13 protein-coding genes are annotated in these 14,503 nt (G+C 51.6%); 12 read left to right on the top strand and 1 reads right to left on the bottom strand.

The features are described from left to right. The first annotated feature begins 132 nt into the window (after positions 1-132). The 8 genes from H583_RS0110555 (at position 133) to H583_RS0110520 (ending at position 9,081) form a co-directional block, all read left to right on the top strand. Positions 133-678 (top strand): 5' nucleotidase, NT5C type, encoded by a 546-nt coding sequence (locus H583_RS0110555; RefSeq protein WP_028560439.1) that lies wholly within the window; start codon positions 133-135, stop codon positions 676-678. Further along, on the top strand, positions 675-2,429 hold the full coding sequence (locus H583_RS32540; RefSeq protein ID WP_028560438.1) for a LamG-like jellyroll fold domain-containing protein: 1,755 nt from the start codon (positions 675-677) through the stop codon (positions 2,427-2,429). The genes H583_RS0110555 and H583_RS32540 overlap by 4 nt, the downstream gene beginning before the upstream one ends. 28 nt (positions 2,430-2,457) lie before the next feature. Then, the gene (locus tag H583_RS0110545) at positions 2,458-3,267 is read left to right on the top strand and encodes a DeoR/GlpR family DNA-binding transcription regulator (protein ID WP_028560437.1); all 810 of its coding nucleotides are present in this window, start codon (positions 2,458-2,460) and stop codon (positions 3,265-3,267) included. A 123-nt stretch (positions 3,268-3,390) separates the two neighbouring features. Beyond that, positions 3,391-4,362 carry an ABC transporter permease gene (locus H583_RS0110540; RefSeq protein WP_154665857.1) on the top strand — a complete coding sequence of 324 codons (972 nt, stop codon included), beginning with the start codon at positions 3,391-3,393 and terminating at the stop codon, positions 4,360-4,362. Positions 4,363-4,426: 64 nt separating this feature from the next. Further along, positions 4,427-6,142: an extracellular solute-binding protein gene (locus tag H583_RS0110535; protein ID WP_028560435.1), complete on the top strand. Its 1,716-nt coding sequence runs from the start codon at positions 4,427-4,429 to the stop codon at positions 6,140-6,142. A 93-nt stretch (positions 6,143-6,235) separates the two neighbouring features. Beyond that, entirely contained in the window at positions 6,236-7,147 is a 912-nt protein-coding gene (locus H583_RS0110530; protein WP_028560434.1) for a carbohydrate ABC transporter permease, read from the top strand. 64 nt (positions 7,148-7,211) lie between these two features. After that, entirely contained in the window at positions 7,212-7,703 is a 492-nt protein-coding gene (locus tag H583_RS32535) for a CehA/McbA family metallohydrolase domain-containing protein (RefSeq protein ID WP_051236287.1), read from the top strand. After that, positions 7,690-9,081, top strand: a complete 1,392-nt coding sequence (locus H583_RS0110520; protein WP_081667099.1) for an MATE family efflux transporter — start codon at positions 7,690-7,692, stop codon at positions 9,079-9,081. The genes H583_RS32535 and H583_RS0110520 overlap by 14 nt, the downstream gene beginning before the upstream one ends. 49 nt (positions 9,082-9,130) lie before the next feature. Here the strand turns inward: H583_RS0110520 and H583_RS32530 are convergent, their stop codons facing one another. Continuing rightward, the gene (locus tag H583_RS32530) at positions 9,131-10,054 is read right to left on the bottom strand and encodes a helix-turn-helix domain-containing protein (RefSeq protein WP_036709151.1); all 924 of its coding nucleotides are present in this window, start codon (positions 10,052-10,054) and stop codon (positions 9,131-9,133) included. Positions 10,055-10,318: 264 nt separating this feature from the next. Between H583_RS32530 and H583_RS0110510 the strand changes: the two genes are divergently transcribed. Genes H583_RS0110510 through H583_RS0110495 form a run of 4 tightly spaced genes read left to right on the top strand, consistent with a single transcriptional unit; the run spans position 10,319 to position 14,498 of the window. After that, a complete protein-coding gene (locus tag H583_RS0110510) occupies positions 10,319-11,374 on the top strand; it encodes an ABC transporter substrate-binding protein (protein ID WP_028560432.1) in 1,056 nt (351 codons plus the stop codon). A gap of 22 nt (positions 11,375-11,396) precedes the next feature. Then, positions 11,397-12,257, top strand: coding sequence for an ABC transporter ATP-binding protein (locus H583_RS0110505; protein WP_028560431.1), 861 nt, complete (start codon positions 11,397-11,399; stop codon positions 12,255-12,257). A 1-nt stretch (position 12,258) separates the two neighbouring features. Continuing rightward, complete coding sequence (locus H583_RS0110500; protein ID WP_028560430.1) at positions 12,259-13,089, top strand: ABC transporter permease; 831 nt, start codon at positions 12,259-12,261, stop codon at positions 13,087-13,089. A 38-nt stretch (positions 13,090-13,127) separates the two neighbouring features. Continuing rightward, positions 13,128-14,498: an LLM class flavin-dependent oxidoreductase gene (locus H583_RS0110495; RefSeq protein ID WP_028560429.1), complete on the top strand. Its 1,371-nt coding sequence runs from the start codon at positions 13,128-13,130 to the stop codon at positions 14,496-14,498. Positions 14,499-14,503 lie beyond the last annotated feature (5 nt).

Below are 14,503 nucleotides of genomic sequence, written 5' to 3'. Positions count from 1 at the left end.
TTTTTAATAAGCCGTTGATTCTGTGTTGACATCTTTATCTTATTGTTGTGATATGTTCTTTTATTCTTTCTGTTATTGTGAGATTCTTTCATAAAAACAACATAAGCAGTCACGCGACAGGAGAGGGCAACGATGAAACGCATCGCAATCGATATGGATGAAGTAATGGCAGATACGGCCATTGATCATCTGGAGCTTTTCAACCGTGAATACGGGGAGCATGTGACACTGGAGGAACTGGAAGGTACCACATTAGCCGGAATTCGGCCGTTGCTCCGTAATGAAATCGAAAGTTATTTTGCTTCCGGGCAGTTCTTCCGCGGGTTGAAGGTTATCCCCGGAAGCCAGGACGTAATCCGTGAACTTCAGGAGCATTACGAGGTTTTTATTGCAACAGCAGCCATGGAAGTTCCGGCTTCCTTCCGCGCAAAATATGAATGGCTCAAGGAGCATTTTGCTTTTATCCCGGACAGCCATCTTGTATTCTGTGGCAACAAAAGCATCATTCATGCCGACTATCTGCTTGATGACAGCGTGAAGCAGCTTAACCGGTTCAAGGGTACAGGCATTTTGTACAGCGCTGCCCATAATAAATTCGAAACGGGTTTTATCCGTGTGAATAACTGGCATGAGGTACGGGAACTGCTGCTAGGCGAAGGAGCGGGGGTGAGGTTGTGAGCCAACATGGCCGCGATTTGGGAACGGCCCGCCGGGATTTCCCGGTTGAGCCGCTTGCACATTGGAGATTTGTCCGTGAAGCCGTTCAGAGCGGGAGCCTTCAGGATGGTCAGCTTATCCTGCGCGATTATAGCGGCAGGGGCAATCGTCTGGTACTGACCGCTGCGCTTCCGGAAGCAGCCGCGTCCGTTAAAGCGGCTGATATTCTATCCTGGGAAGGCGAAGGGGAAGCAGGCGGCATGAGCTTCCGTAATGATCGTTGTCCGAAGGGAGCCGGATATTACTTTCGCACGGAGAAAGCTGCGCCTTTTAATAACGATAGCATGGTGCAAGGGTTTACCATTGAGGCGGTCATTCGTCTGCCTGAGCCCTTCGATGAAGTCCGTCACAGCTGGATGGGTGTGCTGACCCGCCAAGGACAGGGAGGGGAGCTTGGGAGAAGCGGTGAACGTGAGGTGCTGGCGACGGTCTCGGTATCCAACTGCAAGGAAATTCAGTGGGTGAGCCATCCGGCAAATCGCAGCACGTCAACGACCAGTTGGTCGCGTCAATTGCAGGAGGGGAAATGGTGTCATGTGGCGATCGTCAATGATGCCTGCCGTACGCTGCTGTATGTTAATGGCATCTGCGATTATAACAGCCCGGCCGAGCCGATTGCCGGAGTAGCCGTTGTTGAGGGCAAAGGCTGGAACATCGGCGCTTCCGAGTGGTGCGGAAAGATCGACTCCTTATTTACAGGGGCAATTAGGGAAATCCGGGTTACCGGTGAACCGCTCCATCCGGAAGACTGGCTCTGCAAACTGGAGGACGATCAGGTGCTGGAAGGGGATTATGAGGGAGAGCCTCAGTTAAGACAGGCGGATAATTACCATTTTGTTTTTATTCCCGATCCGCAGATGCAGACCTACCTGAATCCGGAAATGCTAATGGCCCAGACGGCCTGGATTGCCGGACATCAGACGGACTTGCGGCTTGCGATGACAGCTTTTGTAGGCGATCTTGTGCACAATAGTGATGCCCTTCAGGAATGGGAGCGCTCTTCGACTGCTGTCCGCACGCTTGATGAGGCCAAGGCCCCTTACATGATGACGGCAGGGAATCATGATCACGATGGTTTGCATACATACTTAAGCTGTTTTGGCCCTGGGCGCTTCCGGGATAAATCCTATTATCGCGGAAGCTCGCCTTCCCGTTACAGTTCCTATGGGGTCAAGCAGGCTGGAAGCTACAGCTACTTATGGCTGATGGCCGATATGCAGCATCTTCGTGCTGACATCCCCTGGTGCCGGGAGGTACTGGACAGTCACCGCGGATATCCGACCATTCTGGTTTCGCACGATATCATGTATGCCGTCCATAATGGCAAGGTCAACGAGCCTAAGCTGTCGGAAAATGGAGCCCTGATCTGGGAGGAACTTGTCCGGCCGCATAATCAGGTGTTTATGACGGTGAACGGCCATTTTAACGGCAATGTCCATCAGGTGCGCCATAATGCCGAGGGACAGGAGGTCATTCAATTGCTGGTTAATTATCAGGACCGTTACCGGGGCGGCAACGGGTGGCTGAGGCTTGCCCAATTTGACGAGGCGGACAAGAAGATCATGTTTCGGAGCTTTTCCCCATGGGTAGCATCCTTGGCAGGAGCGGCAACGTTGCGCTATCCGGATTATCGGTTCCTTACCGGCCGTTACGAGGAATTTGAGCTGGCTTTTGATTTCACTGAAAGATTTGCATTTATAGATTCATATTAAGCCAACGCACATTGAGGAGAATCAAACCATGCAACTATTAGCCGAAGAACGGAGAAGTTTCATTCTGGATCAGCTTCATGCCCATGGCAAGGTAAGGGTAACCTTGCTCGCGGAGCAGCTTCAGGTGTCCCAGGAGACGGTACGCAGGGATTTATTCCTGCTGGAGGAAGAAGGCAAGCTAAAGCGGGTATACGGCGGAGGCGTAAAGCCTCAGTACGAGGGAGGGGAACCGCCTTACCAGCAGCGGACTGTAATGAATTTTGAGGCCAAGCAGGCGATCGGCATGAAGGCGGTCGAGCTTGTCCAGGATGGCAGCACCATTTATATGGATACGGGCACAACCATTTACGAGATGGCCAAGGCATTAAAAGGAAAAAAGAGGATTACAGTCATTACAAATTCCTTAACCGTTGCCATTCAGTTATGCGATTCGTTTGTCAAGGGAGTATTAAACGGCCGTGCGATTTTGCTTGGCGGGGAAATCTCTCCCTATCAGCAGTCCGTTAACGGCTATCTGTGTCAGGAAATGCTGAAAAATTTCTATGTAGACCATGCGTTTATTTCCCTCGGCGGGATTTCCATCGATTCCGGAATCGGGGACTACGACCTGAATGACTCCGTTATTTCTAAAATGGTGATGAATATGGCCAAGCAAATTATTGTACTTGCCGATCACAGCAAGGTGGGTATTCAGGCCACCTGTCATATTGCTCCGCTTGACAAGGTTGATGTTATTGTATGCGACAAGCCCTATCCTTCGCTGTGGGAGCAGGAGCTCGAGCGGAAAGGTATTACATGGATCACCGCCGACGGCAAAACCGGGGAAATAAAATCTTAATCAAGGATTTATCGTACGAAAACAATAACCATTTAAAGTTTGACTGTCACAACATCGGTAAACAAACAATGAGATTTATCATTAAATGGTGCGAAAACGGTAAAAAACGGGAGGAGAATGAGCATGGATCTGAAACTTTCGGCTGCCCCTGCCAGGGGGCGAAAAACAGGGGAATCAACGGAGGGCAGACATCGGCTTCGGAATCGCCTGATCCGGCATTATCAGCTCTATCTGATGCTGCTGCCTTGCATTGTGTTTTTTATCATTTTTTCTTATATTCCGATGGGCGGACTGATCCTGGCTTTTAAAGATTACCAATTCAATCAGGGAATATTCGGAAGCCCTTGGGTTGGCCTAACCTATTTCGAAATGTTTTTTCAAGATCCGCTTAGTCTGCAAATTATTAAAAACACGCTTATTATCAGCGCGATGAAAGTGTTCCTTGCCATGCCTTTTCCGATTTTGCTTGCTTTAATGTTTCATGAAATCAAACGCAAAAAAATGCAAAGCCTGTTCCAGGGCATCGCTTATCTGCCTCATTTTCTGTCCTGGGTCATCGTAATCGGTCTGGTGCAGCGTGTTCTTGCGCCGGATACAGGTTTGGTCAATCAGGTAATTGCCTGGCTTGGCGGTGACGGCAGCACCTTTTTTCTGATGGAGGAACGCGCATTTTATCCGGTCTTGTTCTGGAGCTATATCTGGAAAGATATCGGCTGGAGCTCCATTATATATTTCGCGGCAATTGTAGGCATTAATCCGGCTTTGTATGAGGCCGCCAAAATCGACGGAGCCGGCAGACTACAGAATATTTGGCATATTACGCTGCCTGGAATCCGGCCTACCATACTGATTGTGTTTATTTTATCACTCGGCAATATTTTGTCAGCCGGCTTTGATCAAGTTTATCTGCTTAAGACCCCGGGCAATATGAATCTTTCAGAAATACTGGACACTTACATCATCTATATGGGGCTTGAGAGCGGCCAGTTTGGCTTCGGGACCGCACTCGGGATGATGCAAGGCGTCATTGGCCTGATTCTGGTATTAACCGTCAATTGGATTTCCCGGAAGTGGTTTGAAACTTCAATTTGGTGAGCCGGCGGACCTAAGCGGTCTCAGCCTGTCACAATAGATTGTCAGGGAGAGGGAGAAATCAGAAATGAACAAGAAAACTTGGTCTAAGATGATTCTGCTTGTATTGATCTGTTCAATGGTTCTCACTGCATGCGCGGGTAATCAGCAATCTCAGGGAACTTCGGATGCATCTGGTGACAAGGTGAAGCCTGACGGCAAGCCTGCAACTTGGATCGCCGACCGAAAAATCAAAGGTTTGATTTTTATGGGCAGCGATGTAGTAGAAGAAATGAACCCCGAAGTGATGAAGAAGCTGAAGGAAATGACGGGTATTGAGCTTGAACTGCAGGCAACCGGCTTTGACAGTTCCCAGAAGGCACTGGCAGCGGGGCTTGCGGCTGGCGATCTGCCGGATTTTATTGGTTACTATCTGAACCATAGCGGCCGCCCTGAGATGGAGATGATTAATAAGGCCGCCCGCGAAGGCATGTTTTATGACCTGGCTCCTTATCTGAAAAATACAAAGATATACAGCAAATATTTTGAGGATGGCTATCTTCCGATTGATACCAAATACGGTGTCATGTTCCGTCCGGAGTTTAACGGTGCAGCCTACGTCGTGCACATCAATCTTACACGTGAGCCCGGTTACGGGGTTAACAAGTATGTAACCGGACCGTATATCCGCAAGGATATTGCCGATGCGCTAGGTGTAGATCCTCGTAAAATTACCACAACCGAACAGCTTTATGAGCTGGTGAAAAAAATCAAGGCAGGCGGATTCAAAGATAATAATGGAAAAGGTGTCTATCCGATCGGCCCTATCATTTGGGGCGGCGGCGACCGGCCATCGCTGTACAACGATCTTGTATGGTCAGGATTTAATGGAGAAGGGTTTAAGCGCGATGCCAGCGGCAAAATTTTGCATGAAAGCCAGACCGAATACGGTCTCAAGCGAGTCGAATTTGTGCAAAAGCTGCTGAAAGAGGGGCTTATGCATCCGGAGTATTACACAATGGAGGAGACCCGTGCAAAAGAAGGCATTCTGAACAATTCCTTTGCCATTATAGGCGAGATGCACAATTATGTGGATGAGAATAAGGATAACCGGTACATTCCAATTGGACCGATCAATTCGGTCGATGGCCCTTATCAGATGCAATTGACCTATAAGAGCGGGTACGGCGCATGGTCCATCCCGAAGACAACCGAAAATCCGGAGGATATCGTAAAACTTGCCGACTTCCTGGCTTCCCGTGAAGGCAAGCTGCTCTGGGAATACGGCCTCGAGGGCCGGGATTACGATTTGGATGCCAAAGGGAATCCGGTTCCGAAGAAAGAAGTGCTCGATCTGCTGGAGAAAGACCCTGTCAGTGCGAAGAAGCTCGGATTTGGAGGCGTAGGCAACAGTTGGGGCTGGTATTTGGGCGGTACGGATTTTTACGACCTGGAGGATTTTGGAGAGGCAGGCTTCGGGGCTAACCAGAAACCCGACCAGAATAAAGGACCGCTCGAAATCGCTAAGTACTGGAGCTACGACGAAAAGCGCAGTCAGGCGAAAGTCAAAGACGGTTATGCCGCCCTTGCTTTTATCGGTGAATTCAGCAAAGGCAGCCAGCTGACCATGGCGCTTGATAAGTACAAGGAAAGTATCATTCGGGCTTATTACGCCAAAAACATGACGGAAGCGAAAACGATTCTGGATGCCGCAGCCAAGCAGCTGCAGACAGCAGGGCTTGAGGATTATATCAAGCTTCTGGAGGAAAAAGACAAGGATCCCAAAACACAGCTTCTTTTTTAATGCCGACTGACAACCGCATCAAAATAGCGTGATATCAGAAGCCTTTCCCGGGAGGTGGGAGGCTTCTGAAGAATGAAATGGGGGAAATGCACGATGAAGAGAGCTTCTACGTCTTCCTTAGCGTTGGACAAGGTGTTCGATGCCGTAAATTACGGACTGTTGATCCTGTTGAGCCTCAGTATTTTATTGCCGATTCTGAATGTGCTTGCACTGGCTTTCAATGTTGGCACCGATGCAGCGAAAGGAGGCATTTACTTTTGGCCAAGGCAGTTCACGCTGGGAAATTTTAAAGAAGTCTTCACGCAATCCAATGTAGTGAACGGCTTTATGATTTCGTTATTCCGTACGCTGCTTGGGACCGTACTTAGCGTGCTGCTGACTGCTCTTGCAGCCTATGCGCTAAAAAGCCGTACCCTTCCGGGACATAAGCAGCTGACCTTTTTGTTTTTTTTCACGATGCTGTTTAACGGCGGATTAATTCCCTACTATATTGTACTGAAGAATCTTTCCCTCACCAATAGCATTTGGGTCTATATTCTTCCGGCCTTGTACAGTGTCTGGAACATAATGATTATGAGGTCGTTTTTCCAGCAAACTCCGGCAGGGCTCGAGGAGGCAGCGCGCATTGACGGGTGCAGTGATTTTGGGATTTTTTTTCGCATCCTTCTTCCAGTCAGCAAGCCGGTGTTTGCCGCAATCGGGCTGTTCAATGCAGTTGGACACTGGAACGACTGGTTCACGGGCGCATTTTATGTGCGTAATTCCGATTTAAAGCCGCTTTCCACTGTACTGCAGGAAATGCTGACCAGGCAGCAGGCACTTGCCAAGGCTTTGGCGAACGCAACCAACCCGCTGCAGATGCAAATGGTCGATAAAATACAAGTAACCGGCACATCGCTGAAGATGGCCACAATCATCATTGTCATCACTCCGATTTTGATTGTATATCCCCTGCTGCAAAAATATTTTGCCCAAGGCGTGATGATCGGTTCCATAAAAGAATAGCCGGACTGCCTTGAGCAATCTTGCAGATACTACAAGACGAAGAGACAGACAGGAGAGGGAGAATTTGAAGCTAGCGAATCCATATATGGAGCAGGGACTGTGGCTCCGGGGCAGCTTTCACAACCATACGTCGGACAGTGACGGCCATCATCCTCTATCAACCATATACCGGATGTATAATGACTACGATTTTTTTGCGGTATCCGATCATAACCTTGTTATGCGCCATACGGAAGAAAGCCGTATTCCGAATTTATTCGAGGCCGTTGAAGTGAGCAGTTCCGAATGCCACATGCTGCTGGTGCATCCGAATCGCTATTATTCACAATATTGGAAGCTTGAAGATATGCTGGCTATGAAGTCTTATTCGGGTATTGAAGTGATTAACGGCGACGGTCCCCCGCAATATGTTTTTGAATCGATCCGCACAGAAGGAAATACGATAACGGTCAAACTGCAGTCAGGCGAGCAATGGGATCGCATGTACAAGGTCTTTGGAGCCTTTAGCCAACCGCTCTTCATTGAAGAGGAGGAGTCCGGGAATGCATGGGGATAAGACGACACATTCTCCGGATAATCCCAGGGAACCTTTGAAATCATACCGGCTGCTGTCGCTCACTTGGCCGATTTTTTTGGAAAACCTGTTCGGCATGCTCCTTGGGGTCGTTGATACGATTATGCTGAGCAGTTATTCGGATACATCCGTTACGGCAGTGGGCTTGGCTAATCAGATTTTAACGATTGCGGGCCTGCTGTTCGGATTTTTTACAGTTGGCACCGCTGTAGTCCTGAATCAGTGGTTGGGTGCGGGCAAGCTGAAGGATGTAGAGCGGATAAGCGCGCTTTCCTTGTCTTTAAACCTCATGATCGGTCTTGTCGTCAGTGTGTGCTTGCTGCTTTTTCCCGGTGTTTTTCTTCGCCTGTTTGCCTTGGAGCCGGCAATCATGGAGCAGAGTGAAATCTATTTGTCCGTCGTCGGAAGCTCCATGTTTATGATCGCTGTAAATATGACGCTGGGCACCATGCTGCGGTGTCGGGGCATGGTGAAGGAAATGATGCTGCTCTCGCTGGCCGTCAATGTAGTTAACATTATCGGCAATTGTATTGTCCTCATGGAGCCGTTCGGTATTCCGGTGTTCGGTGTGAGCGGAGTCGCCGTCTCCACCTGGGTGACCCGGCTGCTGGCCATGCTGGCATTTCTATTATTATGCAGGCGCCGGCTTCCGCATCCTGTCCGTTTGATTCACCCCGGGCAAATTTCGGGAGAGGATACCCGGCTCCTATTCAAGCTCGGGCTTCCGTCTGCCGGCGAACCGGTCTCATACAATCTGTCTCAGGGCGTCATTACGTATTTGATTTCCATGCTGGGAGCAGCGGCATTAACGACCAAGATCTATACCCAAAATATTACCTCATTCATCTTCATTATTTCGATGTCAATCGGGACGGGAACCCAAATTATTGTCGGCCATTTAATCGGCTCAAGACGGAAGGAAGATGCCTACCGTTCGGGACTGTACAGCTTGAAGGCAGGACTGCTCCTGACAATGTCGGTCAGCATTCTGCTCTATCTTGTCTCCGGTCCGCTGCTTGGTCTGTTCACTTCAGATGAAGAGATTATCCGCCTGGGCGGCCAGTTATTCCTGCTATCGATCCTGCTGGAGCCTGCTCGCGCGTGCAATATGGTACTCATCAGTTCACTGAACGCTGCCGGTGATGTACGGTATCCTGTCCTGATCGGAATTATTTCCATGTGGGGCATCAGCGTGCCGGCGGCTTTTCTGCTGGGCATTGTGCTGCATATGGGTCTGGCTGGCATTTGGCTTGCCTTTGCAATCGATGAATGGGTACGGGCCGCAATGATGTTCTTCAGATGGCGGAAACGAGCCTGGGAACGGATTGATATGGTCTCGGCGGAGTCTGTAAATGCATAATAGTTGGTACTATTTTGATATGAATTTGGCTGCTGCACAATGTCATTTTTCAGGTGACATAGCCGTTATGCGGCAGCTTTACCAGCTCCATAGCCTGCCTCAGATACTCAGGATGATAGGGGATCGACCCCGAATCTTCCTTCTTGAAAGGTACACCTGAAGCGCTTGGTTGTTTTTCGGGGGAATCGCCCGCAGTGTCGATTTCAGACTTCTCCTCTATGAAGCAGGTTTCCCACCGGATCTGGTCCATAACAGCCCGCACAGAATTCAAAGGAAGATGTCGCGCCCGGGCGATTAATTCTACAGCGAAATCAGGCTCCGTCCGCATAAAGTGCTGTACCCGTAAGTGGGCTTTCAAGCAGGCGACTGCACTGGCCGGGTGACGGGCTGCCCACACTTCGTCGGCCGTAATGCCTGACAGCAGCCCCTTATCAGCAGCGGTGTTCATGCTGCCCATGCTCCAGCCGCCTGCTGCGAGCAGGACAGGGCGAAAATCGGGCAGCATCTGGCGCAAGGAGAAGCTCAGGCCAAGCGGGTAAATGTCCAGGGAAGCAATATGGATATTTCCGCCGACCATCGCCTGTACCAGCTCCGGGCCATTTGCGGCATCATGCCAGCAGACCTGAACCCCGCTTGTGCCGGCGGAGCTTCTGAGTTCCTCTTCGAACCAGCCGAGTGATTTCATGACGACGGCTGTCCATGAAGGTATGGATCTGCTCTGGTAGCCGATATGAATAACCTGCAGCCGGCCCTGGTTCCGGAGTTCCTCATTTGGAGGACTGGCGGACAATTCAGGGACCTGCTGCCGCCTCAGCCATCCCTCCAGCTCTTGCTTATCCACCCAGATTTCCTTCCCGATCTTCCGGTATGGAAGCTGTTTTTGCTTGCGCCATCTGTCAAAGGTAGAGCGGCTTATGCCGAGCAGATCAAGCGTCTCCTGTAATGAAATGAAATTAAACTGCTGCATGGACATCCCCATCATGCCTCCCTCAATACGATCTCAGTTATTGGTTCCTGTTCCTTCCTCCTCGTTGTTCTTCATTCATGGTCAGTTGTCGTCATTGTATTGACGCTGCCACTTGCAGCTTTTATAGTCAATTATAGAAATTAAAACATAGTAAGTATATAGGAATTTATGTGTTTAAAGTTAGGCTGTAAGATGCATCCCTTCGACAATGTTCCCAATGGCTATTCGATTGTAGACCAGATTACATTCTACTTGTCAGGAGGCTCTATCATGAAGACCCGAAAATCTGTCTCACTCCAAATTTCCTTGTCGGTATGGTTCACTGCCGCGATCCTGCTGTCTGCCTGCGGAGCGACGGCGGCCTCCGGGAAGCAAGCTGCACCCGGCAGTTCCGGCCAACCCGGGCAAGAGGTGACAGAGCTTCGTTACCAGGGAAGTGTCGGAAGTGTAACCTATCCCGAGCTGGCAGAGGACCTTGGCTATCTCGCTCCGCTCAAGCTGAAATTCATCGGCAACACAATTAGCGGCCCGCAGGATATTCAGGCGACGGTTACCGGAGATACCGACTTCGGCGGAGCCTTTAATGGCGCGATTGTGAAGCTGATTGCGGCCAAGGCACCGATCAAGGCGGTCATCAGTTACTATGGCGTCGATGATCTGACCTGGACCGGCTACTATGTGCTTGATGACAGCCCAATCCGGACAGCCAGGGATTTGATTGGCAAGAAGATTGCTGTCAATACGCTGGGTGCGCACCATGAGTTCGTCATCAAGGAATATTTGCGCCGGGAAGGATTAACTTCGGAGGAGATCAAGCAGGTTACGCTTGTCGTTGTGCCGCCGGTAACCTCGGAGCAGACTCTGCGTGCGAACCAGATTGACGTAGCTACGCTGGGCGGCATCCTTCGGGATAAGGCGCTTGAGCGCGGCGGCATCCGTCCGCTGTTTACCGACCGGGAGCTGTTCGGCAACTTTAGTGCCGGGAGCTATGTGATCACGGATAAGTTCGTTCAGAACAACCCGAATACGGTACGGAAATTTGTTGAGGGAACAGCCAAGGCGATTGAATGGGCCCGGACAACACCCAGGGATGAGGTCATCGCCAGATACGCCAAAATTATCAAGGAACGCAACCGGAAGGAGGATGCAACAGCCATTCAATTTTGGAAAAGCACCGGAATAGCCGGCAAGGGCGGCCTGATTGCAGAATCTGAATTTTCAACCTGGGTTGACTGGCTCGTCAAGGAAGGGGAGTTGAGGCAAGGGGATTACAGCCCGGATGAGTTGTATACGAATGCATACAATCCGTACGACAAGCCGGAATAATTCATTTAAGGAGGCGTGGACGATGACAGCGAAGATCAGCATCCGGCATGTTCAGAAGTCTTTTCGGATCAGGCGCAGCCCGGGCCAGCACAGTGAACATCAGCATGCCCTGAGCGATATTCATCTGGAAGTGAGACAAGGCGAATTTATGGTCATTGTAGGTCCGAGCGGCTGCGGCAAGTCGACTCTTTTGGATTTGCTGGCCGGCTTGACCCGTCCTGACAGCGGGCAACTCTTGCTGGATGGCAAGGAAATTGCCGGTCCTGATCTGGACCGGGGCATTGTCTTTCAGCAGTATGCGCTGTTCCCCTGGAAGACGGCGCTTGCCAATGTGGAGTTTGGTCTGGAGGCGAAGGGCATCAGCCGCCGGGAACGGCGGGAGACCGCCCGGCATTATATTTCTCTGGTCGGGCTGTCCGGCTTTGAACACCGGTATCCCTATGAGCTGTCCGGGGGCATGAAGCAACGGGTGGCGATTGCCCGCAGCCTTGCCTATGACCCGGAGGTGCTGCTGATGGATGAGCCGTTTGCGGCGTTGGATGCCCAGACACGCGAGACGCTGCAAAGCGAGCTGCTGCGAATCTGGGAAGCGACAGGCAAGACGATTATTTTTATTACGCACGGCATTGATGAGGCTGTCTACCTGGGCCAGCGGGTTGCCGTTATGTCCTCCCGTCCCGGAAGGATCAAGCAGATCGTTGACATTCCGTTCCAGTCCCGCAGAAATGAGGAGGACCTGCGTTCCAATCCGGAATTTGTCCGTCTGCGCCATGAAATCTGGGAGCTGCTCAAGGATGAGGTCAGCCGTGCGCAGGAACAGGAGAAGCAAAAGACGCTGGACAGCTTCGGCGGCAAAGAGACGCTATTGAAGGGAGGGGCCTGATATGGCTGGCGGCAGAGGAGAGACATTAATTTTACAGGAGAAGAAAAGCCTGAACTGGGGCTGGCCGCTTGCGCAGCTTCGCAAAGCCATCAAAAATTCAATCGTCATCCTGGCTATGCTCGTGATCTGGGAAGCGGCTCCGCGCGCAGGACTCGTCAATACGACTTTCCTGCCGCCTGTGACCGAGGTGGCGGCGGCCTGGTGGCAGCTCCTGCTGTCCGGTGATCTGGCCGAGCATATGGGGGCAAGCCTGGCCCGCTCCATGGGGGGCTTTCTCCTTGCTATTCTGATCAGCATCCCATTAGGCCTCGCCATTGGCTGGTGGAAGCCGGTCTCCGAATATTTGAACCCGCTGCTGGAGCTTATGCGCAATACGGCGGCACTCGCGATTCTGCCGGTCTTCATTCTGCTGCTTGGCCTCGGAGAGACATCCAAAGTGGCCATTGTGCTGTACGCCTGCCTGTTCCCGCTGCTGCTCAATACAATCAGCGGGGTGAAAAATGTGGACCCGCTGCTCATCAAGTCGGCGCGTTCCATGGGCCTGTCACCGGTCAGCCTGTTTCGCAAGGTTATTATTCCGGCATCTCTGCCTACGATATTCGTGGGAATCCGGCAGGCCGGAGCAAGCTCCATACTGGTGCTGGTCGCAGCGGAAATGGTCGGGGCGACCTCAGGACTCGGTTACCTGATCCAGTATTCACAATTCAGCTTTCTTATTCCGCAAATGTATGCGGGCATCATCACGATTTCGGTTATTGGCGTCATTCTGAATTTTCTGCTCGTCAATCTGGAGAAGCGTCTTACAGGCTGGAAGCAGTCCTACCGGGAATAATTCCGGCAATCAAAATCAGGTTCAAGGGAGGAAGAGAGATGGGACAGGATAAACGGCAGCTTCGGCTTGGCGCTTTTTTGATGACGCCCGGGCATCATGTGGCAGCCTGGCGTTATCCGGATACGGTGGCCTCGGAGGTTTTAAACTTCTCATTCTACAAGCAGCTCGCCCTCACGGCGGAGCGCGGAAAATTCGATATGCTGTTTCTTGCAGACGGGTATGCGATTTCCGAGAAATTCCCGGAGGCGGTCGCCCAGACGGTTACCATACGTCATGAGCCGCTCACGTTGCTGTCAGCTTTATCCTCGGTCACGGAGCATGTCGGACTGGCAGCTACCGTCTCGACAACTTTCAACGAGCCGTTCCATGTGGCCCGCAAGTTCGCGACGCTCGACCATCTGAGCGGTGGCCGGGCTGCATGGAACGTCGTTACCTCGGCCAATCCGGCCGAAGCCCTCAACTTCAACAAGGATGAATTGCTGCTGCATTCACTGCGGTATGACCGGGCCGAGGAATTTCTGAATGTGGTTACCGGGTTGTGGGATAGCTGGGAGGATGATGCTTTTGTCTTTGACAAAACCGGTGCTGTATTCGCGGACAGAAGCAAATTGCACACACTTGATCATCATGGCAGATGGTTCTCCGTACGAGGGCCGCTTAATGTAGCCCGTCCGGTTCAGGGCCATCCGGTTGTCATTCAGGCCGGAGCATCGGAGCCGGGCAAGGAACTGGCGGCCAGAACGGCCGAGGTCATCTTCACGGCATGGCAGACACTGGAGGAGGCGCAGATTTTCTATAAGGATGTAAAGGGACGGCTTGCAAAGTACGGGCGTACCTCTGATGAATTGAAAATCATGCCTGGTGTATTCCCGATTATCGGCCGGACGGAAGCTGAAGCGGATGAGAAGAAGGCGCTGCTCGAAGAGCTGATTCCGCGCGAGGCCGGCATTAGCCTCTTGTCCAATCTGATCAGCTTCGACCTGTCCCCATACCCGGAGGACGGCCCGCTGCCTGAGCTCCCTGAACAGGAAGAGATCAATGGAGGGAAGAGCAGGTTCAAGCTGCTGAAGGATTTGGCCGAGCGCGAGAATCTGTCGATCCGCCAGCTGTACCAGCGGATTGCGGGAGCGCGCGGTCATCGCGAGATCAAGGGCACGCCTGTACAGATTGCAGACCAACTGCAGGAGTGGTTTGAGCAGGAAGCAGCGGACGGATTCAATATTATGCCGCCTTACATGCCTGGGGGACTGGAGGACTTCGTCGACCTCGTCGTCCCGGAGCTACAGCGCAGGGGGTTATTCCGCACGGAATATACCGGCCGCACGCTCCGGGAGAATCTGGGGCTCAGCCGTCCGGCTCACCCGGCACAGCGCAATGCAGCAAAGCAGCGCCAGCCCGTAAGCGGTTAGCTGCT

The sequence above is a fragment of the Paenibacillus pinihumi DSM 23905 = JCM 16419 genome, assembly GCF_000422505.1.
Taxonomy (GTDB): domain Bacteria; phylum Bacillota; class Bacilli; order Paenibacillales; family Paenibacillaceae; genus Paenibacillus_D; species Paenibacillus_D pinihumi.
Note: the sequence above shows the minus strand (reverse complement) of the source record. Positions and strands in the feature narration are given on the sequence as shown.